At 68.5% G+C, this 26062-nt stretch carries 19 protein-coding genes; 10 read left to right on the forward strand and 9 right to left on the reverse strand.

Translation table 11 applies throughout. The features are described from left to right. Nucleotides 1-92 precede the first annotated feature (92 nt). Nucleotides 93-725 carry a response regulator transcription factor gene (locus EIK80_RS06645; protein ID WP_125156188.1) on the forward strand — a complete coding sequence of 211 codons (633 nt, stop codon included), beginning with the start codon at nucleotides 93-95 and terminating at the stop codon, nucleotides 723-725. On the opposite strand, the gene EIK80_RS06650 is transcribed toward EIK80_RS06645, so the two are convergent. The 7 genes from EIK80_RS06650 to EIK80_RS06680 all read right to left on the reverse strand — a co-directional run bounded on the left by EIK80_RS06650 (nucleotide 722) and on the right by EIK80_RS06680 (nucleotide 6830). Next, a complete protein-coding gene (locus tag EIK80_RS06650) occupies nucleotides 722-1261 on the reverse strand; it encodes an AraC family transcriptional regulator (RefSeq protein ID WP_158624644.1) in 540 nt (179 codons plus the stop codon). The two genes, EIK80_RS06645 and EIK80_RS06650, sit on opposite strands and share 4 nt — an antisense overlap. A gap of 166 nt (nucleotides 1262-1427) precedes the next feature. Continuing rightward, on the reverse strand, nucleotides 1428-2789 hold the full coding sequence (locus EIK80_RS06655; RefSeq protein ID WP_125156190.1) for an alginate export family protein: 1362 nt from the start codon (nucleotides 2787-2789) through the stop codon (nucleotides 1428-1430). Further along, nucleotides 2786-3487: a YoaK family protein gene (locus EIK80_RS06660; protein WP_233586463.1), complete on the reverse strand. Its 702-nt coding sequence runs from the start codon at nucleotides 3485-3487 to the stop codon at nucleotides 2786-2788. Before EIK80_RS06660 ends, EIK80_RS06655 begins: the two co-directional genes overlap by 4 nt. Further along, nucleotides 3484-3900, reverse strand: a complete 417-nt coding sequence (locus tag EIK80_RS06665) for a DoxX family protein (protein WP_125156191.1) — start codon at nucleotides 3898-3900, stop codon at nucleotides 3484-3486. Before EIK80_RS06665 ends, EIK80_RS06660 begins: the two co-directional genes overlap by 4 nt. A gap of 2 nt (nucleotides 3901-3902) precedes the next feature. Continuing rightward, complete coding sequence (locus tag EIK80_RS06670) at nucleotides 3903-5762, reverse strand: amidohydrolase (RefSeq protein ID WP_199743405.1); 1860 nt, start codon at nucleotides 5760-5762, stop codon at nucleotides 3903-3905. Between the two features lie 77 nt (nucleotides 5763-5839). Next, a complete protein-coding gene (locus tag EIK80_RS06675; protein ID WP_125156193.1) occupies nucleotides 5840-6100 on the reverse strand; it encodes a DUF1427 family protein in 261 nt (86 codons plus the stop codon). Between the two features lie 61 nt (nucleotides 6101-6161). Further along, a complete protein-coding gene (locus EIK80_RS06680; RefSeq protein WP_125156194.1) occupies nucleotides 6162-6830 on the reverse strand; it encodes a hydrolase in 669 nt (222 codons plus the stop codon). Between the two features lie 321 nt (nucleotides 6831-7151). On the opposite strand from EIK80_RS06680, the gene EIK80_RS06685 reads away from it, so the two are divergent. The 9 genes from EIK80_RS06685 (at nucleotide 7152) to EIK80_RS06725 (ending at nucleotide 23457) form a co-directional block, all read left to right on the forward strand. Then, complete coding sequence (locus EIK80_RS06685; RefSeq protein ID WP_125156195.1) at nucleotides 7152-8912, forward strand: Ca2+-dependent phosphoinositide-specific phospholipase C; 1761 nt, start codon at nucleotides 7152-7154, stop codon at nucleotides 8910-8912. Between the two features lie 130 nt (nucleotides 8913-9042). Then, nucleotides 9043-11826, forward strand: coding sequence for a TonB-dependent receptor (locus tag EIK80_RS06690; RefSeq protein ID WP_125156196.1), 2784 nt, complete (start codon nucleotides 9043-9045; stop codon nucleotides 11824-11826). An 89-nt stretch (nucleotides 11827-11915) separates the two neighbouring features. After that, nucleotides 11916-12404, forward strand: coding sequence for an RNA polymerase sigma factor (locus EIK80_RS06695; RefSeq protein ID WP_125156197.1), 489 nt, complete (start codon nucleotides 11916-11918; stop codon nucleotides 12402-12404). Nucleotides 12405-12488: 84 nt separating this feature from the next. Then, complete coding sequence (locus EIK80_RS06700) at nucleotides 12489-13490, forward strand: FecR domain-containing protein (RefSeq protein ID WP_125156198.1); 1002 nt, start codon at nucleotides 12489-12491, stop codon at nucleotides 13488-13490. A 159-nt stretch (nucleotides 13491-13649) separates the two neighbouring features. Beyond that, nucleotides 13650-16616, forward strand: coding sequence for a TonB-dependent receptor (locus EIK80_RS06705; protein WP_125156199.1), 2967 nt, complete (start codon nucleotides 13650-13652; stop codon nucleotides 16614-16616). A 330-nt stretch (nucleotides 16617-16946) separates the two neighbouring features. Next, nucleotides 16947-20054, forward strand: coding sequence for a TonB-dependent receptor (locus EIK80_RS06710; protein WP_125156200.1), 3108 nt, complete (start codon nucleotides 16947-16949; stop codon nucleotides 20052-20054). A gap of 99 nt (nucleotides 20055-20153) precedes the next feature. Beyond that, nucleotides 20154-20885 carry a SapC family protein gene (locus EIK80_RS06715; RefSeq protein ID WP_125156201.1) on the forward strand — a complete coding sequence of 244 codons (732 nt, stop codon included), beginning with the start codon at nucleotides 20154-20156 and terminating at the stop codon, nucleotides 20883-20885. A 1-nt stretch (nucleotide 20886) separates the two neighbouring features. Beyond that, complete coding sequence (locus tag EIK80_RS06720; RefSeq protein ID WP_125156202.1) at nucleotides 20887-21921, forward strand: cupin-like domain-containing protein; 1035 nt, start codon at nucleotides 20887-20889, stop codon at nucleotides 21919-21921. Between the two features lie 36 nt (nucleotides 21922-21957). Then, nucleotides 21958-23457 (forward strand): tryptophan halogenase family protein, encoded by a 1500-nt coding sequence (locus EIK80_RS06725; RefSeq protein ID WP_125156203.1) that lies wholly within the window; start codon nucleotides 21958-21960, stop codon nucleotides 23455-23457. Here EIK80_RS06725 and EIK80_RS06730 read toward each other — a convergent pair. Beyond that, entirely contained in the window at nucleotides 23454-24758 is a 1305-nt protein-coding gene (locus tag EIK80_RS06730; protein WP_125156204.1) for a glycosyltransferase family 4 protein, read from the reverse strand. The two genes, EIK80_RS06725 and EIK80_RS06730, sit on opposite strands and share 4 nt — an antisense overlap. Then, on the reverse strand, nucleotides 24759-26003 hold the full coding sequence (locus tag EIK80_RS06735; protein ID WP_199743406.1) for an FkbM family methyltransferase: 1245 nt from the start codon (nucleotides 26001-26003) through the stop codon (nucleotides 24759-24761). It lies immediately after the preceding gene. Between the last annotated feature and the right edge of the window lie 59 nt (nucleotides 26004-26062).

A 26062-nucleotide genomic window follows, 5' to 3' on the forward strand; every position in this document is an offset into this window, starting at 1 on the left:
CCCATTTTGGTTGTGGCCATGTTTCGCCTAAAGTGTCCTGACCTGTCCGCGTATTGCTGAGGCCAAATCCCGCTTTTGGATCCGATGACGCCATGACGCCCGAGGGCCGGAAGACACGCGTGCTCGTCGTCGATGATCATCCCCTGATGCGGGAGGGCATCGCCAACGCGTTGCAGGCCGAACCCGACTTCGAACTGGCCGGCGAGGCGTCGGATGGCGCGGAAGCCATCGAGATGTCGCGGACTCTCAGGCCCGACGTCATCCTTATCGACCTGCAGATGCCGCGCCTGGGTGGTCTGGACGCGATCCCGGTGATCCTGAAGGAAGCGCCCGACTCCCGGATCGCGGTGCTGACCACCTATGGCGGCGACGCCTATGCCGAGCGCGCCCTGCGCCTGGGGGCCTTGGGCTTCTTGCTGAAAAGCTCGCTGCACCGCGAACTGGTCGACGCGATCCGCACGGTCGGCGCGGGCCGCCGCTACGTCTCGCCGACGGTCGCCGAGCAGATCCTGTCGCACATGAACGAGGACAGGCTCAGCGACCGCGAATTGGCGGTGCTGCGCCTGATCTCACGCGGCGAGCCGAACAAGGGCGTGGCCCGGCGGCTGTCGATCTCGGATCAGACGGTGAAGGTCCATGTGAAGAGCATCTTTGGCAAGCTGGGCGTCTGCGATCGCACCCACGCCGTCACGGTCGCGGTGCGGCGCGGGTTGATCGACATCTAGGCGACCCCAGTCGTCCAGGCGTCGCAGCGGGCGGCGCGGCGCCAGGCGTTCGGCGGCGAGCCGACCGCGCGCTTGAACAGGCGCGTCAGGTGCGACTGGTCGGCCAGGCCGCAGTCCAGAGCGATCTCGGCGATGGAGGCGTCCGAGGTCAGCAGCATCTGCTTGGCCAGGGTGATGCGCTGCTGGATCACGTAGTGCGAGAAGGTCACGCCGAACGTCGCCTTGAACGCGCGCGAGAAGTAGTTCGGGCTCAGCGACACCAGGGCGGCGACCGCGTCGATACGGATCGGGCGCGACAGGTTATGCTCGACGAAGCTCTCGATCCGCCGGGCCTGCCAGGCGGCCAGGGCCCCCTGAGCCAGCGGCGCGGGATGGGTGGAGCGGTCCGCCAGGGTGAAGGCCTGCTCGACCAGCCGGCGCGACGCGATGCGGTCGCCCTCGAACAGGCGCAGGGCCTTGTCCAGCAATTCGGAGATCATGCCTGTATCGCCGACGGCGAACGGTTCTGTCTCGATGGTTCCGACGGCGTTGAGCATAGCGTCCCTCAGGGTTTGGCCACGACGCGCGCCTGCGTCTCGTCCGTGAGAGACCATGGTCGATGGACGCGTTCGGCGTCAGCCGCCAACGGGTGACATTTCACTACCCCAAATGGGGTATCGGCCGGTCGCGCGCTGTCGCGGAAATGAGCCTCCGAGAGGAGCCTCAGAAGCGGAACTGGACGATCGCCATGGCGAAATCGACGTCGCGTCCGCCGGCCGCCTTCACCGCCGCGCCGGCCTCGGCGTGGACGGCCTCCAGCGAAACCTTGACGTTGCGGCTGACCTGCCAGCCGAGATCGGCCTGCCAGTCCTCGCTGACCGCCTTGGCCGTCGACGCGCCGCCCCCCGCCAGCGCCGCCAGCGGCTGCAGATAGATGGCGTCGCGGCCAGCCTGGCGGCGACGATCGGTGTGGCTGACCCCGACCGAGACGGACTTGGTCGGCGTGGCGCCCAGGGCGATCCGCCAGGCCGAGAGATTGCTCCAGCCGACCAGGCCTGCCTCGCTGAAATAGGCCCCCTTGGGGAACAGCGGGTTGAAGGTCTTCAGCTGGCCGTCGGCCGGATCGTTGTCGCCGGAACCGATGTCGCGGCGCACCGACAGGCGCGGCTTCCACGGCGCGGTGAAGCTGTAGCCCACCCCGGCCGAGCCGCCCCAGGCGCGGATGTCCTGACCGGCGAAATGACCGCGCTGGACCATGCCCTCGACCTCGTAGTCGACCGCTCCGGTCTTGCCGGCCAGGCGTGCGCCGACGCCGCGGCGTCGCTCATCGCCGGTGACCGCCCCGAAGCGGACCCGGTCGCGGTCGAGGTTCAGGCTGTAGACATCGAGGCTGGCGGCCTTGCCCACGGGGGCGGTGGCGTAGACGCCCCAGAAGGCTTGGCTTGCGTTGTGGCTGTCGTTGAACCCGCCGGGTTCGAGCGCGATCGGGTGGGTGTAGAAGGCGTCGACCTTCAGGCTCTTGTCGGAATAGGTCAGTCGCGCGCCGTCGAAGCTCTGGCGGATGTTCGGGCCCTCGCGCACCGAGACGAAACGCTGGGTCGGGTTGAAGCTCAGCTCCTGGCGACCCAGGCGCAGGCGCCAGTGCTGGGCGGGCGTGAGGTCGACGAACAGCACCTGAGCGTCCAGGCCGTCACGGTCGGTGATCGCCGGCGCCTCGCCCTTGCCGATGTCGCGATGCAGGCCCAGTTCGCCATAAACCCGGACGGCGGAGTTCAGATGCAGATCGGCGCTGACCAGGCCTCGGAAGAGCGCGAAGGTGTCGGCCTGGGCGCCGCCGACGCCGAAGCGCGGGGCGTCGATGGTGTCGAGCCGAACGCGGGCCTCGCCGCCGAGCGTTAGATGGCCGTTCTCGCCCAGCGGGATATAGCGCAACGGATCGAGGCCGGTCAGGTTCGGGGCGGACTTCAGGTAGGCGTAGTCCTCGTCGGACCGGACCAGCTTGAACGCGGGCGGCTCGGCGGCCTGGGCTGCTCCAGTGGCGAGAGGGCCGGTCAGCAGCGCCGCCGCAAGAACCGCCGCCCTCATGCTTTCACCGGGCGCGGCGCGCGGGCGTAGAGGCAGCCCAGGATCGCGACAACCACGGCCGCCGGCAGCAGGCTCCAGGCGCCGGCCGCCAGGACGCCGATGGCGCCGCCGATCGCGCCGACAGCGAAGGCCATGACCGGCGGCCAGGTCTTGACGATCCGCGCCCGCAGAGCTTCGTCCAGTCCGTTCTTTGAGGTCAGCAGGTCCACCAGATCGATGGCGATCTGGGTGACGTTACCGGTCATGATCGTGGTCGGGGCCAGGTGACTGAACACCACCCGCGCGCCCACGTTCTGGACGGCCATGGCGCAGACGCCGACAAGGCCCGCCAGCATCACCGCCGGTTGGTCGGCGTTGTCGGCCGGCAGGGCGACGACGGTCAGCAACATGAAGACCAGCAGCATCGCCGCCTGCAGCAGCAGCACCGCCGCCTCGTTGGCCTGGCCGCGCGCCCGGCGCCTACAGATCATCACATAGGTCGCGGCCGCCGCGGCGATGAACACCGGCAGGGACAGCAGCTTGGTGGCGATGCCCTGGCCGCCGCCGGCCAGGGAGACGCCCAGCATGACGAGGTTGCCGGTGGCGTGGTTCACGAACAGGCCGAACAGCAGGACGAAGCCGACCACGTCGACATAGCCGCCGACCAGGGCCATGCCGACGCCAGTGGCGGCGGCTAGGCGGGGCGACGGCGCGCTCACGCCCACTTCTCCCGTTCGACCAGGATCGCCGCCAGCATGAAGCCGCCGATCAGGCCGATATGCTCCAGGAAGGTGTTCAGCGCGTGAAAGCGCTCCACCGGGTCGGCGACCGTCCAGTAGGGATGGGCGATCAGCGTGGCGAAGGCGGTGAAGACGCCCAGGGCACCGGCCGCCAGCCAGCCGGCCCGGCCCAGGATCAGGGCGATCGAACCGCCCAGCTGGACCAGCACCGTGGCGGCCACGACCAGCCACGCCGGCTTGAGGCCGAAATGGGCGGCCTCGGCCAGGGCGCCGTTGAGGTCGGTCAGCTTGGCGATCCCGCTCCACCAGTAGGGCAGGGTCAGGACCGCGCGGGCAAAGGTTCCGAACGCCGTCGAGCGCAGGAGGACGGAGATGGGGGCGGGGGTGTCCATGGTCATACCGCCCAGCAGCCGCAGCCCATGGCGCCCCAGAAGGAGCGGGCGTCGCTGGTCGGCGCCGCGCGGGCATAGGCCGAAGCGTGGTCGTGGCCGTGGACGTTGCAGCGGCTGGCGCAGCCGCAGGCGCTGGCGAGAGCCCGGGCGTGGCCGCGCGAGCGGTCCTGATAGCCGCCAAAGGTCCGCACCGGCGACCAGTCGGGCATGGGCGGCGGCAGCACCGGCGCCAGCTTGTCGTAGTCGCCCTGACCGTGAACGACCTTGCCGCCCAGCAGGGTCAGCACCGCCGACAGGTGCGGGATCTCATCTTCGGGCACGGTCATGTAGTCGTCCGACAGCACGGCCAGGTCGGCCAGCTGACCGACGGCGATCTGGCCCTTCTTGCCTTCCTCGTTCGAGAACCAGGTGTTGGCGGTGGTCCAGAGACGCAGGGCCTCCTCGCGGTCGACGCGGTTGGCCGGCGGGTAGAGGCGCGCGCCGCCCACCGTCTTGCCGGTGACCAGCCAGTTCAGCGAAACCCACGGGTTATAGCTGGCGACGCGGGTGGCGTCGGTGCCGGCGCCGACCGGGATCCCGGCCTTCAGCATCTTGTTGATCGGCGGCGTGGCCTCGGCGGCCTTGGCCCCGTAGCGCTCCATGAAGTACTCGCCCTGGAACGCCATGCGGTGCTGCACGGCGATGCCGCCGCCCAGGGCCGCGATGCGGTCGATGTTGCGATCGCTGATCGTCTCGGCGTGGTCGAAGAACCAGTGCAGGCCGCCAAAAGGCATGTCGCGATTGACCTTCTCGTAGACGTCCAGCGCCCGCGTGATGGTCTCGTCATAGGTGGCGTGCAGCCGCCAGGGCCAGCGGTTCTCGACCAGGTGACGGATCACCGGCTCCAGGTCGGTCTCCATGCTTGGTGGCATTTCCGGCCGCTCGACGCGGAAGTCCTCGAAGTCGGCGGCGCTGTAGACCAGCATCTCGCCCGCGCCGTTGTGGCGGTACGTGTCGTCGCCCTGGCCCGGCCTGACCTGCTTGGACCACGACTGGAAGTCCGACAGCTCGGCCTTGGGCTTCTGGGTGAACAGGTTGTAGCTGATCCGCAGGGTCAGCTGGTCGTCGGCGTGCAGCTTCTCGATGATCTCGTAGTCGTCGGGGTAGTTCTGGAAACCGCCGCCGGCGTCGATCACCCCGGTCACGCCCAGGCGGTTCATCTCGCGCATGAAGTGGCGGGTGGAATTGAGCTGGTACTCGGGCGGCAGCTTGGGGCCCTTGGCCAGGGTGGCGTAGAGGATCGTCGCGTTGGGCTGGGCCAGCAGCAGGCCGGTCGGTTCGCCCGAGGCGTCGCGCTGGATCTCGCCGCCCGGCGGGTTGGGCGTGTCCTTGGTGTAGCCGACGGCGCGCAGGGCGGCGCGGTTCAAGAGGGCGCGGTCGTAGAGGTGGAGGATGAACACCGGCGTCTCGGGCGCGGCGGCGTTGATCTCGTCCAGGGTCGGCAGGCGCTTCTCGACGAACTGGTGCTCGGTAAAGCCGCCGACCACGCGCACCCACTGGGGCGGCGGGGTGTTGGCGGCCTGCTTCTTCAGCATGGCCATGGCGTCGGCCAGGGTGGGCACGCCGTCCCAGCGCAGTTCCATGTTGTAGTTCAGCCCGCCGCGGATGATGTGCATGTGGCTGTCGATCAGGCCCGGGATCACGCGGCGGCCCGCAAGATCGATGATCGTCGGGTTCGGGCCGGCCGCGGCGCGAACCTCGCCCTCCTCGCCCACGGCGGCGAACTTGCCGTCGCGAACCAGCGCCGCGTCGGCGCGCGGATTGCTGCGGTCGAGGGTGGTGAACTTGCCGTTGATCAGCAGCAGGTCGGCTTGGGAGGACATTGGGCCGGGGCTCCGGGCGAAAGCGGGACTGGAGAGGAAGGCCGCGCCGAGCGCGACCGTTTGGCGGCGATTGAGGGTCATGCCTGGCCCTCGGCCTTTTGCGGGTCGACAGCCTGCGGGCCCAGCACCTGACCGGCGCATTCGGGGGTCTTCAGGTAGGCCACGACGGGAGCCCTGGTCAGCAGGCGCTTGGCGATCGGGACCGCCTGTTCGCCCAGCAACATTCCCATCAGGCCCAGCAGGGCGATGGCCGGCGGGGCGGGCGAGCGCACGCCGAGCAGCGAATAGATCACGCCGACGAGCAGGCCGGCGCCGAGGGACAGCAGGTAGGGTTTCATCGCCGACGCTCCGTGAACTGAAGTGAGGCGGGACCTTGGGATCCCGCCCCGAGGACAGGGGTCAGGCGGCGGTGGCGTGGCCTTCCGACGCACCGAACATGGTCTTGGCGTAGGTGATGCCCAGGCCGTACGCGCCGCCATAGGCGCGGGCGATGCCGGTGGTCAGATCGTAGGTCTCCGAACGGGCCCAGTCCCGCTGAAGCTCCAGCAGGTATTGCAACGAGGTCATCGGGCGGGCGCCGGCCTGGACCATGCGATCCATGGCGCGATCGTGGGCCTCGGCCGAGACGTCGCCGCAGGCGTCGGCGATGACATAGACCTCGAAGCCTTGGGCGAGGGCCGACAGGGCCGGGCCGACGATGCAGACGCTGGTCCACAGGCCGGCCAGCACGATGCGCGGCTTGCCGATCTCGTTGACCTTGGCGATGACGGCGGCGTCTTCCCAGGTGTTCATCGAGGTGCGGTCGAGAGCGGCGACGCCGGGGAAGGCGTCCTTGATCTCGTCGAACATCGGGCCCGAGAAGCTCTTTTCGGCGACGGTCGTGAGGAGGGTCGAGGCGCCGAAGCCGGCGGCGGCGCGGGCGACCAGGGCGGCGTTGGTGCGCAGCTCGGTGGCCGAGATCGAGTGGGTCGCGAAGGCCATCTGCGACTGGAAATCGATCATGACCAGGGTGTGGTCGGTCGGGGTCAGCAGTTGCGGGCCGGCGGTGGGCGTGGCGACGAGGGTCATGGGATGTCCTTTTGCGTTGGGTGGAGGACCGTTCCCGGCCGCCCCGTTGTTCTGACAAGCTCACTCTGGCCGCGACGCATCGCCGCATAAATGGAAATGGTGGAAAGTCACTGTTTCCAAAAACGCTATCGTCGGTCGCGACGAATTAGGCGTGCTCAGGCTACGAAGGGACGGGCTCCGCGGCTCGGCGGGTCGTGTCGCCTTTTGAACGAACCCGCCTGAAACTCGGCGACTGAAGATCGGGCTAGGACCTGGCCGCTCGCGCACGACTGTCACAAAACCGCATTACGGCTCCGCTTCGACCTGTACCGGGAGAAGACGATGCTGAGCCTGCTGCTGGCCCTGATGGCCGCCGAACCCAGCGCCCAAGCGGCGCGGATGAACGACATTCTCGCGGTCGGCACCCACAATTCCTACAAGGCCGCGATCCCGGCCGACGAGATGACGGCCATGCTGGCGGCGGCGGGGCAGGGGGCCTTGGGGCTCGACTACAGCCATCGTCCGCTGGCGGAGGAACTGGATGCCGGCGCCCGGCAGTTGGAGCTGGACGTGGCGCGCGATCCCGATGGCGGCCGCTTCGCCAAGCCGGCCACCGCGTTCGGCAAGGGCGTCGTCCCGGCGCCGGCCTGGGCGGCGGCCATGGCCAAGCCGGGCTACAAGGTCCTGCACATGCAGGACGTCGACTTCCGCACGACCTGTCCGACTTTCGTCGAATGCCTGACCCAGATTCGCGCCTGGTCGAAGGCCCACCCGGACCACGCGCCGATCCTGATCCTGCTGAACGCCAAGGACGGTCCGTCCAGCTTCCCCGGCGGCGTCGCGGCCCTACCCTTCGACGAGAAAGCCTTCGACGCCCTCGACGCCGAGATCCGGTCGGTGTTCGCCGACGCCGAACTGATCACCCCAGACCAGGTCCAAGGCAAGCGCGCCACCCTGCGCGACGCGGTGCTGGCCGACGGCTGGCCGACGCTGAGCGCGGCGCGCGGCAAGGTGTTCTTCGCCCTCGACGAAAGCCCGGAGAAGGTCGCGGCCTATCGCGGAGCCCGCAAGTCGCTGGAAGGCCGGGCGATGTTCGTCAACACCGACGAGGCCTCGCCGGCCGCCGCCTATCTGACCCTCAACGATCCCGTGGGCCAGCGCGCGCGGATCGCCGCCGCCGTGAAGGCCGGCTTCATCGTCCGCACCCGCGCCGACGCCGACACCGTCCAGGCCCGCAAGAACGACGTGACGATGCGCAGCGCCGCGCTGTCCAGCGGCGCGCAATACGTCTCGACCGACTACCTGTGGGCCGACCCGCGCTTCGCCGGCGGCTACACCGTGCGCCTGACCGGCGGCGAGGCGGCGACCTGCAATCCCGTCCGCATGGCCAAGGGCTGCGACGCCCCGTTCGAGAGCGTGCCCGGCGCGCCGGTTCAGGGCTATCTGAACCCCGCCCAGCGCCCGGATCTCACCAAGATCCTGGCCGCCCCGCCGGCCGCCGGCTCGTCCCGCGCCATCGCCGACGCGGCGATCTTCGACCAGAGCCGAAGCCTGAAGGGCTCCGCGCGCTGGAAGCGGGCCACCGACGATGTCGACGGCGCGACCTGGAAGCACTTCTCCGAGGCTTTGGGCGTCACGATCGACCCGACCCAGGCCCCGATCCTCGCCGCTCTGCTGGAGCGCGCTGGCGAAGACCGCTCGGTGGTTGGCGTCGCCAAGACCCACTGGGGGACCAAGCGGCCCTATCTGGACAAGCCCAACGCCCCGATCTGCGAGGCCAAGAGCGATCACCTGGCCGGCAATCCGGACTATCCGTCGGGGCACTCGGCGTTCGGCATGCACGTGGCGATGATCCTGGCCGAGCTGGCCCCCAGCCGGGCCGACGCGCTCTACGCCCGGGGCCGCGACTACGCCGAAAGCCGCTGGGTCTGTGGCTCGCACAGCGTCAGCGCCACCGAAGCCGGCATGCAGTCGGGGGCGACGATTTACGGCGCGGAACACGTCTCGCCGTACTTCCGCCGCGACATGGAGGCGGCCCGCGCCGAGCTGGACGCGATCCTCTCGCAAGGCGGCGCGAAGAGCGCCTCACCCGCCCGGCCGTGAAGTTTTGATGAAATCAACATCTCGCCGCTGAGGGGGCGTCCGGGGCGGTCGTTGAAGCCGTCGGGGGCGTGGGTCGAACCAGCGTGTTCGGTCCTCCCGCCGTCGCAACAACACCTCGGGGATTGAGCGGATGATCGGACTGAACACGAACGGCGGCCGCGCGCGCCACCTGGCCTGGCTGATGACCAGCTGCGCCGCCATCGGCCTGTTCTCGGCGACGGGCGCCCAAGCGCAGGCCGTCGCCGCGGCGGCCGCCGAGAACGCCCAGGTCGACGAGATCGTCGTCACCGGCAGCTATCGTCGCAGCCTGGAAAAGGCCGTGGACATGAAGCGCGAGACGATCGGCTTCTCGGACTCGATCGTGGCCACCGACGTCGCCAACTTCCCCGAGCAGAACCTGGCCGAGGCGCTGCAGCGCATGCCGGGCGTGACCATCGAGCGCAACAAGGGCCTCGGCGGCCGGGTCAGCGTCCGCGGCCTGCCCAGCGAGTTCACCTTTGTCACCATCAACAACCTGGCCACGGCGTCGGGCAGTGGCGGCCGTGACGTCGAGTTCGACATCTTCGCCTCGGAAGTCATCCAGCAGGTGACCGTGCAGAAGTCGCCGCGCGCCTCGGATGAGGAAGGCGGCATCGCCGGTTCGATCTACATCTCGACGGCCCGCCCGTTCGACTACAGCGGCCGCAAGCTGATCGCCTCGACCGAAGGCGCCTACAACTCGATCTCCAAGAAGACCGACCCGAAGGTCGCTTTCCTGGCCAGCGACACGTGGGGGAACTGGGGCGGTCTGGTGTCGTTCTCGGCCGCGCGCCGCACGAACCGCACCGACTCCAACTCGGGCATCAACTTCCGCCCGATGTTCCGCTTCCTGGAAGCGGGCGGCACGCGCGCCTCGCAGGCCGCCGCCGTCCTGGCCCGCGACGCCGGCGTCGTCGTCAAGAGCAACACCAATCGCGACGAGACCGGCCGCATCATCTTCCAGGACAAGGTCGGCGACCGCGCCTACCTGAACACCCAGGACCAGTGGGGCGGCACCGCTTCGCTGCAGTACAAGCCCTCGGCCAATTTCGACATCGCCTTCGACCTGATGCTGGGCGGCTATGACGCGACCGAGGACCAGTACGACGCGGCCGCCTATTCGGCCTCGAGCAAGAGCACGCTGGAGACCATCCACAGCTACGACAAGACCACCCTGGCCGACTACAACATGGTCGTGCTGCGCGACGTCTCCTACACCGCGACCCAGCACGAAATGCTCAGCAAGGAGCAGATCAACAAGACCGACTACGCCCAGTTCGGCTCGGACCTGAACTGGCGCGGCGAGACCTGGAAGCTGCACGCCCTGGCCGGCTATTCGGGCGCCAAGAAGACGCTCGACTATTCGAACTTGAAGCACGTGGCCTACGCCCCGTCGCGCACCCGCTGGACGGCCACCGGCGGCGAGACGATCAAGAGCGCCAATCCGGCCTCGATCGACATGTACAATTCGCCGTCGAAGTACCTGTTCGAGGCCTATGAGACGACGCTGGAGAAGATCACCGACGACAAGTACGCGGCCCAGGCCGACTACACCAAGGAGTTCTCGATCGGCTTCTTCCCGGCGCTGAAGACCATCCAGGTCGGCGCCCGCTACACCGACAAGTCCAAGGAGCGCCGCTACGGCGCGCTGAACATCCAGGGGCCGGGGCCCGGCAGCACAGCCTGGCTCAACACCCGCACCATGGCCGACAGCCCGCTGACGCCGATCGGCGACCTGGTGCCGGGCGGCGACTACACGGTCCGCGACATCACCTGGAGCCAGATCTCCAACGACTACGCGCGCAAGACCTTCCGCTACGCTGGCTTCACCACGCCGTTCACGCCGGGCGACTACTACAAGGTCGATGAGAAGGTCACGAGCGTCTACGCCATGGCCGACCTCGGCTTCGACGTCGGCCCCGTGCCGGTGGCGGTGAACGGCGGCGTTCGCTATGTCGACACCTCGATCACCTCGTCGGGCTACCACCAGGTCCAGACCTCGACCGGTGGCACGACCTATACCCCTGCGCCGGTGTCCAGCGACGGCAGCTACAACAAGCTGCTGCCGAGCGTGAACTTCACCGCCGACATCACCGACAGTATCGTGCTGCGCGGCGCAGCCTCGAAGACCCTGATGCGCCCGGCCCTGACCGACCTGGCCTACAAGCGCACGGCGAGCTGGAACTCGTTCCGCTTCACGGACGGCAACCCGAACCTGAAGCCGACCTTCGCCGAGCAGTACGAAGTCGGCCTCGAAAAGTACCTGCCGGAAGGCGGCCTGCTGGCGGTCTCGTACTTCAAGAAGAAGATCGAGGGCGTCGTCCGCCAAGCCCTGACGGGCACGGTCAAGGGCGTCACCAAGTACAACGCCAACGGCACGATCGACGGCGTCTACGACTTCGACGTCTACCAGCCGATCAACGCCGCGGGCTCGTACAATGTCGACGGCGTCGAGCTGGTGGCCATCGTGCCGTTCGGCCTGCTGTGGGAACCGGCCAAGGGCTTCGGCGTCAACGCCAACTACACGATCCTGGACAGCTCGCTGAGCGGCCAGTCGATCATCGGCGTCCCGACCCCGCCGGTTGGCCTGGCCGACAAGGCCTACAACCTCACGCTCTACTACGAGAACGACAGGTTCCAGGCCCGCGTCTCCTATAACTACAAGGGCAAGTACGTCGAGGGCATCGGCTACGAGATGTATCCGATCTGGCGCTCGGGCTATGGCCAGACCGACATCTCGGTCAGCTACAACGTCAACGAGCGCGTCCAACTGAGCCTGGAGGGGATCAACGTCACCGACGAGGTCACCAAGGGCTACACGATGGATCCGTCGTTCCCGACCATGTACGAGAAGTCGGGACGGCGCTTCTCGCTCGGCCTGCGGATGAACTTCTGAGCCCGCTGGACGCCATCACCGGGCGCGCTCCCCCCTTCGCCGGGGGGAGCGCTTCGGCGCGTCCCAAGAGGAGCGACTGGAGAGGCGGCATGACGGGGCTGCGCGCCGAACTGGTGCTGTTTCTCCAGCGACGCGGCCAGTCGCTGGAGGACGCCGAGGACATCGTCCAGGAAACCTTCGTCCGTTTCCATCGGGCCGGTCACGAGATCGGCCAGGCCGACAGCCGGCCGCTGCTGTTCGCCATCGCCAAGAACCTCCTGAAGGACCACTGGAAGCAGGCCGGCCGCGAGCGGGCCCGCACCTTGTGGCTCGATACCGACGATACGACCGCGGCCTGGGAGAACGCGCCCAGCGAGGACCCGGCCGCCGACCGCCGCTCGATCGCCCGCCAGGACCTGGCCGGCGTCGCGGCCGCCATTCGCGAGCTGCCGCCGCGCTGCCGCGACGCCTTCCTGCTGCATCGTTTCGAGGACCTCAGCTATCGCCAGATCGCCGACCGCCTCGGCGTGTCGGTCAGCATGGTGGAAAAGCACCTGGCCGAGGCGCTACGTCGGCTGAAAGCCGCGCGGGGGACCTGAGGTGTCGCGCTTGTGGATCGTTGTGAAGATGCGCCCCGGGCAAGACCGGTCCACGCTGCTCATTGGGAAGGCCTAACCGCCAAGATGCTCGATCGTCTCGCCAGCCTGTTCGAAGCCAAGCCGCGCACCGCGGAGGACTGGGTCGTGCGCCTGGGCCGTCCCGATGCGCCGCGCTCGACCCTGGCGGCCTTCGAGCGCTGGCTGGCGGCCGATCCGAAGAACCTCGCCGACTATCAGGACGCCAAGGGTCTGCTGCGCGGGACGCGCGACCTGCGGGCCGAGCTCGTCGGCGAGCTGAACCTGATCCCGGCGGCGGCGATGGTCGCGCGTCGCCCGAAAAGGACCGGCTGGACGCCCGTGGCCTTGGCCGGCGGCCTCGCCGCCGCCGTGCTGGCGGTGGCCGTCGCCCCGACCCTGTTCAGCCGCTTTCAGGATCCTCTGGCCGGCGCCGCGACCTACACGACCGCTGTCGGTGAGATCCGCGACGTGACCCTGGCCGACGGATCGGTCGTCACGCTCGACACCGCCACCACCCTGCGCGCCAGGGTCGACGGCAAGGTCCGACGCCTCGCCTTGGACAAGGGCGCGGCCTATTTCGCGGTCGCCCACGACAGGGCCCACCCGTTCCAGGTGGCCTTGGCCGATCGGCAAGTCATCGTCACCGGCACCCACTTCGCCACGAGCCTCCGCGACGGCCGTGCCCGGGTGGAGCTGCTGGAGGGCTCGGTCGAGGTGACGCAGCCCCGACCCTCGACCGAGCCCGTCCGTCTTGTCCCCGGCGACCAGGTCACCTACCAGGCCGGCGGCGCGGTTCGGCGCGAGGCCCGGATCGACCCGGCGACCGCCGTCGCCTGGCGCCAGCGCCGGCTGGTGTTCCAGGACGCGGCGCTGTCCGAGGTGCTGGCCGAACTGGACCGCTACACCGACGTCAGGATCCGCCTGGCCGATCCGGTCCTGGGCCGTCAGCGTGTCACCGCCATGCTGCCGCTGGACGGCCGCGGGACGGTGATCGACCGCGCCGCCAAGGTGCTGCCGGTGATGCTGAAGCGCACCGGTTCGGGCGAGGTTGTCGCCACGGCGAGATAGGCGCTTCTCGCAAGAAAGCCGGCTCTTTTGGCCGCGCCTGCTTATCCTGCTCGGCTTGAACAACGCCGATCAGGGCAGGCTCTTCGCAAGTCTGTCACGAAGCGGCGGTACCAGACCCCGGGGCGCCCAGCAGCGCCGGGGGTTTTCACCAGTCGCCGCATGTCTTTCCGTCGCGTGCCCGCCCTGACGATCGCGGCGCTGGCCGCGGCCGCGCCGGCGTTCGCGCAAGGCCCGGCGCCGCGCTTCGACATCCCCGCCCAGGACGCCCGCGCCGCCCTGATGACCCTGTGCCTGAAGGCCGGCTGCGCCTTCGCCCTGTCGACCCAGCCAGGCCATGCCTATCGCGCCAATGCGGTGTCCGGGACCATGCCTTGGCCGGAGGCTCTGAAGCGCCTGCTGGCGGGCACGGGCCTGCGCTACGAGATCGTCGACCGCGCCTCGGTGCGGGTCTGGGCCGAGGCGGCGTTCGCGCCGCCTCGCGCCGCGCCGGCTCCCGAAGCGCCGACAGACCTGGATGCGGTCACGATCACCGCCGCCTTCGTGGCCGGCATCGAGGATTCTCTGCTCCAGAAGCGGCGCGCCGACGCCATCGTCGACGCCGTCTCGGCGGGCCGGATCGGCGAACTCCCGGCCGCCAACCTCGCCGAAGCCCTGCAGCGCGTACCGGGGGTGGCCATCGAGCGCGAGGTTGGCGAGGGGCAGTTCGTCAGCGTCCGGGGCCTGGGGCCGCTGTTCCAGTCGGTGACCCTGAACGGCGCGCCGGTGGCGTTCAACGAGAACATCCGCAACTCCACCCAGAGCGGCAGGCAGTTCCGGTTTCGCGCCCTGTCGGCCGACCTGCTGGCCGGGGCCGTGGTGGCCAAGTCGGCGACGGCCGATCTGGTGGATGGCGGCATCGGCTCGAACATCGACATCCGCACGGTGCGCGGGCTGGAGGGGGCGTCGTACCTGTCGATCCGCGCCGACGCCCACGCCGAGCTGCGTTCGGACGCCGTGTCGCCGGATGTCGCCATCTCCGGCCGCTGGCGGCGCGCCGACGGTCGGCTGGGCGTGGTCGCCGGCGTCTCCACCGAGCGGCGCGAGGTCCAGTACGACCGCTTTCAGGTCTCGCGCTATCGCGACCTTGTCGTCAACGGCGCGTCGTTGACCGTTCCCGAGGATATCCGAACCACGATCGAGCAGGAGCAGCGCGCGCGGACTACGGCCTTCGCCGGGGCCGAGTGGCGGGTCGCGCCGAGCGTCACGCTCTATCTCGACACCCTGGCCTCGCGTTTCGACAACAGCATCCGCGAGGACCGCATCGTCTACGGGATCGGCGACTACGCGGCCCAGGTCCTGGCGGCGGGCGACGCGCGGATCGAGGGGCGCACTCTGCTTGGCGGCCGCGTCACCGACGGCCAGATCGGCGACAATCTGGAGGTTTCGGACCAGGTCCACGAGAACGTCTCCGTGAGCCTGGCCATGAAGGCCGAGGCCGGCGCCTGGACGCTCGATCCGCGCCTCAGCCTGTCCCGCGCCCGATCCAACCTCGATACGCCGCTGCAGCGGATCGGCGCGGTCAGCCCGCTGGGCGTCTCCTACAGTTTCGACCTGGGGGCCGATCTCATCGAGCGCCGCAGGGCGCCGCTGCTGTCGACATCGTTCGACCTGACCGATCCCGCCCAGTTGACCTTCTCGCGCTATGGCGTCCGCGCCACCCATGTGGACGACCACGACGTCACCGGACTGGTCGCCGTCGAGCGACCGGTCGACTGGACGCTGGGGCCCCTGCGGTTCGAGCGTCTGCGCCTGGGCGGGCAGGTCACCGATCGGGGGCGCGACTTCCAGCGCCGCGACCGCGAGGCCGCGCCACGGTCTGGGATGGTCGTCGACGCCGGCTTCTTCGACATCGGCACGCCCGGCGAGGCTTTCGACCGGCTGATCGCCGCGCGACCGCCGGCCTGGACCTCGGCCGACTTCACCGCCTTTCGCGCCGGCTTCGTGCTGCCGGGCGAGGCCGACCGGGTGATCGTCGACGCCAAGGACCTGGTGCCGACCGGCGCGGATCTGCAGGGCTCCTACAAGGTCGGCGAGCGAATCCTGGCCGCCTACGGTCGCCTGGACTTCGCCACGAGCGTCCTGGGCCTGCCGGCCACCGGCAATGTCGGCTTGCGGACCGCCCGGACCCGGACGGACGTGACCGGCACGCTGCTGGGCGTCGCCCCGACCGGCTCCATGGACGTCAAGTCGGTCCGCTATGCCGGCGCCCACGCCGTGGCCCTGCCCAGCGTCAACCTCGCCATCGCGCTGGATGAGCACTGGCGGCTGCGGCTGGCGGCCTCGCGCAGCATCACCCGGCCATCCTTGGCGGACCTGCGCTCGGCCACGGTGCCGGCCAGCAGTCTCGTCTCGATCCTCTACCAGCGCGGCCAGGCGGAGATCGACAATCCCTCGCCGGGGACCCTGTTCTCCGGCGTCGGCGGCAATCCGGCGCTGAAGCCGTACCTGGCCGCCAACTACGACCTCTCGCTGGAGCGTGAGTTCGAGGGGTTCGGCGGCGTCAGTCTGGCGCTGTTCCACAAGACCATCGACGACTTCATCGTCGTCTCGGCGCGACCCGAGCGCCTGGCCTTCGCCACCCGCGCCGGGCCGCCGGTGGTGGCCACGGTGATGATGTCCCGGCCGCGCAACGCGGGCGAGGCGAAGGTCACGGGCCTGGAGGCCGCTTTCAGCCGGCGCTTCGCCCACGGCGTCGGGATCTGGACCAGCGCCACCTGGGTCGACGCCGCCAGCCGCGACGACCAGGGCCGGCGCGGCCGGCTGAACGGCGTCTCGCGCCTGTCCTGGTCTATCAGCCCCTTCGTCGAGCGCGGTCCGCTTCACGCTCACCTGTCCTGGACCTGGCGCTCGCCGTTCGGCTCCGAGGCCGACATGCAGGGGGGAGGGGTGTCCAGCTTCGTGGTGGCCAGCGCCGGCTATCTCGACGCGGCCGGGTCCTACGACCTGAGTCCCCGCGTCTCGCTATACGTCGAGGCCAGCAACCTGACCGACACGGTCGAGGCCGCCTATGAGGGGCAGCGCGACCGCCCGCTGCAGATCGGCCGCTCGGGGCGTTCCTTCGGTTTCGGACTCCGCATCCGGCTTTAGCCGCCGATTTGTCCGCAGGACACCGGTTACCGTCCTGAAATATGGAGCAACCAAGACGCGAAGGCCTGAATTGGCGGGGTCAGGCGCCGCTTTAGGCGGGCCGAACTGTTCCGTTCCATCGTCACGGAAACCAGCTCAAACCGGCTTGAAAAAATCCTGCCAGCGCTGTCATTTTGTCATTGCAGCGGTCCGCGACCGATGTTACCGCTAACTAGTACCTCGTGCGGTGGTTGTTTTTCCAGCGCTCGCGGGACGGGAAGAGCAGCCGGGAATGCTTCCGGCGCGTAACAAAAACAGCGCCCCACAGGGGCTAATTAGGGGGAACGGCTTATGAAGCGGCTTCGTCGCTTGCACGCGTCTGCCTCTTGCGTCGCCATCACGGCGGCCATGTTCGCCAGCTCAGCGCTGGCTCAGCAGACCCAAGAAAACACCGCCGTCGACGAAATCGTCGTCACCGGCATCCGCGCTTCTCTCGAACGGTCGATCGCGATCAAGCGCAATAACAGCGGCGTTGTCGACGCCATCTCCGCCGAGGACATCGGCAAGTTCCCGGACACCAACCTCGCCGAATCCCTGCAGCGGATCACCGGCGTGTCCATCGACCGCACCAACGGCGAAGGCTCGCAGGTCACCGTCCGCGGCTTTGGCGGCGGCTTCAACCTGGTGACTCTGAACGGCCGCACCATGCCGACGGCCAACGTCGCCACGGTCGGCGGCGACCAGTCCACGGACTTCGCCGCGGGCACCAGCCGTTCGTTCGACTTCTCGAATCTCGCCTCGGAAGGCGTGACCACGCTGGAGGTCTACAAGACCGGTCGCGCGGCGATCCCTTCGGGCGGCATCGGCGCGACGATCAACGTCAAGACGCGCCATCCTCTGGACGCCCGAGAGCACGGCCTGTCGGGCAGCATCGGGGTCAAGGGCGTCTACGACCAGAGCATGTCCGAGAAGCTCGAGGACACGTCGAAGTACACGCCCGAAGTTTCGGGCCTGTTGAACTATCTCGATGAAAGCGAGAAGTTCGGCGTCGCCCTGTTCGGCGCCTACCAGAAGCGTAACTTCACCAGCCGTTCGGTCACCTCGAACGACTGGAACATCCGCACCTTCGCTCAGTTCAACGATCCGGCGAACGGCTTCGTGCGGAACGGCGGCGCGACCCAGATCACCAACGCGCCTTCGAATCCGAACACCCTGGTCGCGATCCCGAACGACAGCCGCTACCACTTCTCGCAAGGCCAGCGCGAACGGGTCAACGGCCAGCTGACCGCGCAATTCCGCCCGACCGAAAGCCTGACGATCACGGCCGACGCCCTGTACGCCAAGAACAAGTCGTACGAGCGCCGCAACGACAGCACGAACTGGTTCAACCGCCCGTTCGACAAGGTGACCTTCGACGACAACCCGGTCGTGGCCACCGCCGTCCTGCTGCAGGAAAACCTGAGCGGCACCAAGGACATGGGCTTCGAGCAGCAGTATCGCGCCAACACGGACTCCCTGAAGTCCTACGGCCTGAACGCGGCCTGGGACCTGTCGGACCGCTTCCGCGTCAATATCGACGGCCACATCTCGAAGTCGGACTCCAAGCCGGGCGCGCCGAACGGCAGCAGCTCGACCATGGTCTCCATCGGCGCGCCGATCATCTCGTCGCACTCGGTTGACTACAGCGGCAAGGTTCCGATCCAGTCGATCACGATCAACGACGCCGCCCCGCGCGGCAACGGCAACGGTCAGCTCGACGTCGGCGACCTGGGCAGCCAGGTGGGCCGCACCTCGGCGCAGCGCCAGGAGCACGAGGTCAAGGAAGCCCGTATCGACTTCACCTGGGACCTGGACGACAACGGCAGCCGCCTGGACTTCGGCGCGGACTATCGCACCTCGAAGATGACCCAGTCGACGACCAACACCGAGCAGGAACTGGGCTCGTGGGGCATCTCCAACCCGCGTGACGTCCAGCAATATGCCGGCAGCCTGGTCAAGGCCTTCTGCATGGCCTGTCGCTTCAGCGAGTTGGACCTGAAGCAGACCGGCCCTGGCCTGGTGTCGTTCCGCGCCGACGCGGTCGATCTGCTGAACGCCCTGTCGCCTGTCTACACCGCCCGCGGCAACCCGGTGCGGGTCACCGGCCAGAACAATAACCGCGTCGACGAGGACATCGCCGCGGCCTATGGCCAGCTGACCTGGAAGTCCGAGTTGGCCGGCCTCCCGGCCACCCTGGTCACGGGCGTTCGCTACGAGCAGACCAAGGTCACGTCGATCTCGGCGGTGCGTACGCCGACGGCCATCGTCTGGACGTCGGACAACGACTTCCGGATCGACACGGCGTCGACCTATTCGCCGCTGTCGGGCAAGGGCAAGTACAACAACCTGCTGCCCTCGCTGGACTTCCAGGTCGACCTTCGGGATGACGTGGTGGGCCGCTTCTCGTTCAGCCGCACCATCGCGCGGCCGGACTACGGCAACCTGTTCGCCGCCCAGACGGTCAACGCGCCGGGACGTCCGGTCGCCAACGGGGCCACCCCGCTCGGCACCAGCGGCAACCCGGACCTGGAGCCGCTGATCTCGGACAACTTCGACGTCTCGCTGGAGTGGTACTACAAGCCCAGCAGCTTCATCACGGCCGGCTTCTTCGAGAAGCGCGTCAACAACTTCGTCGGCACCGGCACGGTGATGCAGAATCTGTTCGGCCTGCGTGACCCGACGTCCGGTCAGGCTGGCACGCGCTCCGGCACGGCCAGGGATCTGCTGAACGCCATCGGAGCCGGGCCGACCGACGTGAACCTGTTCACGATGACGGCCCTGCTGCAGCAAAACGGCGGTTCGGCGGCGGCGGCGACGGCCCAGTTCCAGGCCAATCGCGGCCCCAGCGGCGACCTGAACCAGGCCTTCGCCGACGCCATCCTGGCGGCGGTGGACATCACCGCCAACGCCAGCGACCCGCTGTTCAATTTCCAGGTCTCCAAGCCGATCAACAACCGGACCGGCAAGATCCACGGTTTCGAAATCGCGGCGCAGCACTTCTTCGGCGACACCGGCTTTGGTGTGTCGGGGGCCTACACCCTGGTGCGTGGCGACGTCGCGTTCGACAACGGCGCCAGCCCCGGCCAGGACCAGTTCGCTCTGCTGGGTCTGTCGGACACGGCCAACGCCACCCTGATCTACGACAAGAACGGGATCTCGGCGCGGATCGCCTACAACTGGCGTGACAAGTTCCTGCAGGCCACCAATCGCGGCAACGACCGTAACCCGGTCTATGTCGCGCCGTTCGGTCAGCTGGACTTCAGCGTCAGCTACGACATCACGCCGGCGCTGGCGGTTTCCCTGGAAGGCATCAACCTCACCAAGGAAAGCCTGCGCACCTACGGTCGCGATCCGAACCAGCTGTGGTTCGCCCAAGAGCTGGATCGCCGCTTCCTGCTCGGCGCTCGCTACCGCTTCTAGGATCGGAAGTCTCTAGAGGCTGGGGGCAGGGGGCCGTCGCGCTTGCGGCGGCCCCTTTCTTCCTTTGAACTACGCGTATGACAGCGTGAGCGAGCCCAGATGAACCGAGTGCTTCTCAACAACATCGATCACGCCGACCTGCGCGTGCTCGCCGGCCACGGCGTCGCCTACGGCGATGCGATCAACCAGACGCTGCTCCTGCCGACAGAGTTCGAGGCGGCGCAGCGCGAATATCCGATCCTGATCCGCAAGGACGCCGCCGGCGCCTACCAGGCCGTGGCGCTGCTGGGCCTGGATCGCGACGAGAACCTGTTCCTCGACGAGACCGGCTGGAACGCCCGTTACATCCCCGCCGTCCAGCGGCGCGGGCCGTTCTCGATCGCCCTGCAACGCGACGAACTGGGCGCCGAGCCGCGGCCGATGATCCATGTCGACCTCGACCATCCGCGCGTCAGCCGGAACGCGGGCGAGCGCCTGTTCCTGCCGGCCGGCGGCGCCGCGCCGTACCTGCAGAGCGTCAACCGCACGCTGAGTCTCATCCACGAGGGCCTGGAAGTGGCCGGCCCGATGTTCGCGGCCTTCGACGAACTGGGCCTGATCGAGCCGATCGACATCGAGATCAAGCTGGACGACCAGACCAGCTACGACGTGCCGGACGTCTTCACCCTGGCGCCCGATCGCCTGGCGGCCGTCGCCGGGACGGACCTGGAGCGGCTGCACCAGTCGGGCCTGCTGCGCGCGGCCTGGGCCATGATCGCCTCCATGGGCAATATCGAGGACCTCATCGCCCGCAAGACCCGCAAGCGCGCCGCTTCCTCTGGATTGGCCTGACGTGCCCGCCCTGACGGCCCGCCGGACGCTGGAGACTACGGTCGCGACGCCGGCCGAGATCCCGTTCGACGCCGTGTTGGCCGGCCAGACGCCGATGGTGTTCAAGGGCCTGGCGCGGGATTGGCCGTTAGTACGGGCAGGCCTCGAATCCAGCCAAGCGGCGCGCGACTATATCCGCGCTCACGACCAGGGCGGCCGGGTGGTGGGCTATAGCGGTGATCCGTCGATCAATGGCCGGTTCTTCTACGACGAGACCCGGACGGCCATGAACTTCAAGGCCGAACGCGCGCCGCTGGAGACCTTTCTGAGCCGCCTCGAAGCGGTCGAGGGTCGCGACGACGCTCCGTCGGTCTATGTCGGCTCGACTGATCTCGACGCCTATTTCCCCAGCCTGAAGGCCGCCAACGACCTGGGCCTTGGACCCGAGGTGTTCGGCCCCCAGCCGCCGATGGCGGGCATCTGGATCGGCAACCGCACGACCGCGGCGGCTCACTACGACATGTCCAACAATATCGCCGTCTGCGCCGTCGGCCGGCGGCGCTTCACCCTGTTCCCGCCGGACCAGGTCGCCAATCTCTACCCTGGCCCGCTGGAGCCGACGCCCGGCGGCCAGGTGGTCAGCCTGGTCGATTTTGACACGCCCGATTTCGAGCAGCATCCGCTTTTCCGCGAGGCGATCGCCAACGCCCAGGTCGCCGAGCTTGAGCCCGGCGACGTCCTCGTCTACCCGGCGCTGTGGTGGCATCAGGTCGAGGCGCTGGAGCCGTTCAACGTGCTGGTGAACTACTGGTGGAACGCTTCGCCGGGTTTCGTCGACACGCCGATGAACACCCTGCTGCACGGCCTTCTGAGCCTGCGCGACCGGCCCGACTTCGAGAAGCAGGGCTGGAAGGTCCTGTTCGACTACTACCTGTTCGGCCCCGCCGATCGCGCCGGGGCGCATTTGCCCGAGGCCGCGCGGGGACCGCTGGGACCGATGGATGACCTGAAAGCCAGGCGGCTGAGAGCATATCTGCTCGACCGCCTGAACCGATAAGACTGAACCGATAAGAAGAACCAAGGGGAGGGCGCGATGACCCAGCAGACGGTCCGCAAGGTGGTGATCGCGGGCGGCGGAACGGCCGGCTGGATGGCGGCGGCCGCGCTGGTCAAGCAGCTCGGGCCGCTGCTCGACATCACCCTGGTCGAGTCCGAGGACATCGGCACGGTCGGGGTGGGCGAGTCGACGATCCCCACGGCCCGCACCTTCAATGCGCTGCTCGGCATCGACGAGGCCGCGTTCATGCGCGCCACCCAGGCGACCTTCAAGCTGGGCATCTCGTTCGAGAATTGGGGCGAGGTCGGCGACCGCTACATCCACTCGTTCGGCCAGGTCGGCAAATCCACCTGGATGGGCGGCTTCCATCACTTCTGGATGCAGGCCCGCGAGCAGGGGTTCGGCGGCGACCTCGGCGACTATTGTCTGGAGCTGAAGGCCGCCGAGCAGAACCGGTTCTACACCGGCGAAGAGAGTCCGCTGAACTACGCCTATCACCTGGACGCCGGCCTCTACGGGCGCTTCCTGCGGGGCATGGCCGAGGCTGAGGGCGTGCGCCGGGTCGAGGGCAAGATCGCCTCTGTCCGCCAGCGCGGCGAGGACGGCTTCGTCGAGGCCCTGGTCATGGAGAACGGCGAGGTCGTCGAGGGCGATCTGTTCATCGACTGCACGGGTTTCCGCGGCCTGCTGATCGAACAAACCCTGAAGGCCGGCTTCGAGGACTGGGACCACTGGCTGCCGACCAACAGCGCCCTGGCCGTGCAGACCCGTTCGACCGAGCCCGCCGTTCCCTACACCCGGGCGATCGCCCACGAGGCCGGCTGGCGCTGGAAGATCCCGCTGCAGCATCGGGTCGGCAATGGCCTCGTCTACTGCAGCGACTTCATGTCCGATGACGATGCGCGCGCGAAGTTGATGGGCGAGATCGAGGGCGAGACCCTGATCGAGCCGCGACTGATCCGCTATCGAACAGGCCGTCGCCGCAAGACCTGGGACAAGAACGTCGTGGCGCTGGGTCTGGCCAGCGGCTTCGTCGAGCCGCTGGAGTCGACCTCGATCCACCTGATCATGATCGGCGTGACGCGTCTGATGCAGCTGTTTCCCTTCGCCGGGATAAGCCTGGCGGCCGTCGATCGCTACAACCGCCAGGCCGACGACGAACTGGAGAAGATCCGGGACTTCATCATCCTGCACTACAAGGCGACCGAGCGGACCGACAGCCCGTTCTGGGATCGCGTGCGCGAGATGGGCATCCCCGACAGCCTTGCCCAGCGCATCGAACTCTTCCGCCAGAGCGCCCAGGTCTACCAGGCGCCTGGAGAGCTGTTCCAGGTCGACTCGTGGCTTCAGGTGCTGCTGGGCCAGCGGATCCAGCCTCGCGCCTACCACCACATGGGTCGGCTGATGCCGCCTCAGCAGCTGAAGGGCGCGCTGGAGGACCTCAAGCGCAACATCGACGGCATGGTGGCCCGACTGCCGCAGCACCAGGCCTTCCTCGACCGCTACTGCGCGCCTCTGGTGAGCAAGAGCGCCTAGATCGGGAGCGGCGCGAACAGCTTCTGCAGTGTGGCCCCGATCCGCCCCGCGGCCGGGTCGGCGTCGGTCAGGCCCATGGCGGTCAGCTCGCCGCCGATGCGACGGCCGACGGCCAGCAGAGGGCGGCTGGTGACCTGGGCCTGGGCCAGGTCCTCGATGGCTTCGGCGTAGCGGGCGGCGTTGAGGTTGGCCAGCGCCCAGGCGCGGGCGGCTTGGCCGGTCTGGCGGCGCAGGGCCTCATCGGCGACTAGGCGCTCGAGCACGTCGCGCAACTCCTCGATCACGATTCCGCCGTCGATCTTGAAGACCAGGTCATCGGGGAGCTCGCCGTAGAAGCCTGCGCGGGCCACCACGGTCGGGCGGCCGCTCAGCATGCCTTCGCAGGCCGAGCCCGAGGCGCCTTCCAGCACCGGCTTGCGCAGGGCGATCATGATGTCGGCTTCGTCGAGGCGGCGGTCCAGCGTGTCGTCGTCGACCGCGCCCTCGATGATCAGATTGCCGAACCCGACCTCGGCGGCGGTGACTTCCAGCTTGGCGCGCTCCGCGTCCGAGATCGGACCCACCAGGCGATAGACGCATGCCTTCAGGGTGTCGGAGCCGCCGATGGCGCGGATTACGTCGTCGACGCGCTTGTTGGGGTTCATCACCCCGACCGTGGTGAGGGTCAGTTGGGCCTTGGCCTCCGGAGGCCCAGGAGGCGTCGCGCGGTCGGGGCAGCACAGCGGGGTGACGGCGACCGGACCTTGAACAACCGCCTCCAGCTTGGGCGCGTAGAACTCGGCGTGAGCCAGGGCGGCCTCGCAGCGGTCGGCCAGCCATTCGGTCATCGGCAGGTGCTGGGCGATCTCGCCCATATCCAGCATCTGGCCCGAGCGGACGGCCACGGCGTGTGGCAGGGCGGCCTCGCCATAGGTCGCGACGATCTCGGCGTCGTGTCGACGATAGTCGAGGCGGTTGTAATGCAGCCAGCCCGAGAACAGGTTGTAGATGTAGAAGTCGTGGAAGATCCCCAGGCACGGCGCGGCGTCGAGGATCGCGAACACGCCCGCGTGGAAGGGATAGTTGTCGCCGATGTTGACGACGACCACGTCGAACTCGGTCCGCAGGCGCGAGAGGTCGTAGGACCGCCAGTGATGCATGCGCTGGGCGGTCGGGTGAAGCGGCTCGGCCGGGTCGTCCCGCTCCTCGCAGCGCAGGATCTCGACCTGGTGGCCCCGTAGGGCCAGGGCCTTGGCGACCTCGGCGCTCACCCGGCCGATCGACGAGCGCAGGACGAAGGGCGTCACCCAGCAGATCTTCATCTAGCGAGCCAGCAGACGCTTTTCGGCGTCGCCGCCGGCGCGCACGAAGGCGATGTTGGCCGAGACCACCTTGGCGGCGGCCTTGGCGTTCGTCGGCTCGGCCGCGCCGGTCGTCTCGTCGATGATGTAGGCCTTGAAGCCGGCGTCGGCGAAGGCCTTGAACCACTGGGCCGGGGTCTGTCCGACGCGCCCCAGGTGCTCGGGACCGAACTCGGCGACGATGGCCAGGTCCTTGTTCTTGGCGATCAGGCCCGACATGCCGGCCAGCACGTCCAGTTCGGCGCCCTCCACGTCGATCTTGACCACGTCCATGCGTTTGGCGGGCGCGACGTCGTCCAGGCGCACGACCTCGACCTGGATCTCGCGCGAACCCTCGGTCTCGGGCAGGGCGTAGAGGGAGCTGTGGCCGATGATGTCGCTGACGTGGAAGGTCAGCTGGCCAGCCTGCGCGCCGACGGCCTGATCGCGCACCTCGACCCAGGACAGACCGTTGAGGTGACGCATCTTCTCGAGGTTGGCGCGCGGGATCGCCTCGGGCTCGAAGGCGATGACCTTGCCAGATGGGCCGGCGGCCCACGCCATGATCAACGTAAGCAGGCCGATATTGGCGCCGACGTCCGCGACCACCATGCCCGGCTGGACCAGGCGGCGCAGCACGTCGCCGGTGCCGGGCTCCAAGCCACGGCTGGTGGCGTTGGCCAGCATGGTCACGAAGGTCGGCAGGGCGGTCGGGGCCAGGATATAGCCATCGCGCATCCGGATGGCCGTGGACTCCGCGTCGTAATGGATCAGCGGCCGCGCCTTGATCTCCAGCTCGTCGAAGCGCGGGCCGAACAGGCCGGGCAGACGAGCCAGTTCGCCATAGGCCTGGTCGCCGCGGTTCTGGACGTGGGACAGCTGGGCCGACAGGGTCTGCAGGGTCGCCGTGGCGACCTGCTGCTGTTGCAGCACCAGATGCAGCAGGCTCTGGGTGTGATCCAGGCGCGCCTGGGTCGCGTGCAGGTCGGCGGACAGGATATTCAGGTGGGCTTGGGCCTGGCGCAGCTCGTGCTCGACGCTGGCCTGCAGATAGCGGCGCGCATAGTTGGCGACCGGCGACAGCACCGGGCCGATCAGGCGGCGCGCGAACCCGAAGCGGCGGCGCGGCGGCGGACCGGCGGGCGGGGCGGGCGAAGCCTCCGGCGTTTCGGCGGCGGGAGCGCGCATGGCGGAACTAATCGCCAGGTCCAGGCGTGCGGGCCTCAAGGCAGTCCTTCCCGAACGCGGCCCCGCGAGAGGCCGTCATTCCTCTGATCTCGCGACAT

The organism is Caulobacter sp. 602-1 (assembly GCF_003931565.1).
GTDB lineage: Bacteria > Pseudomonadota > Alphaproteobacteria > Caulobacterales > Caulobacteraceae > Caulobacter.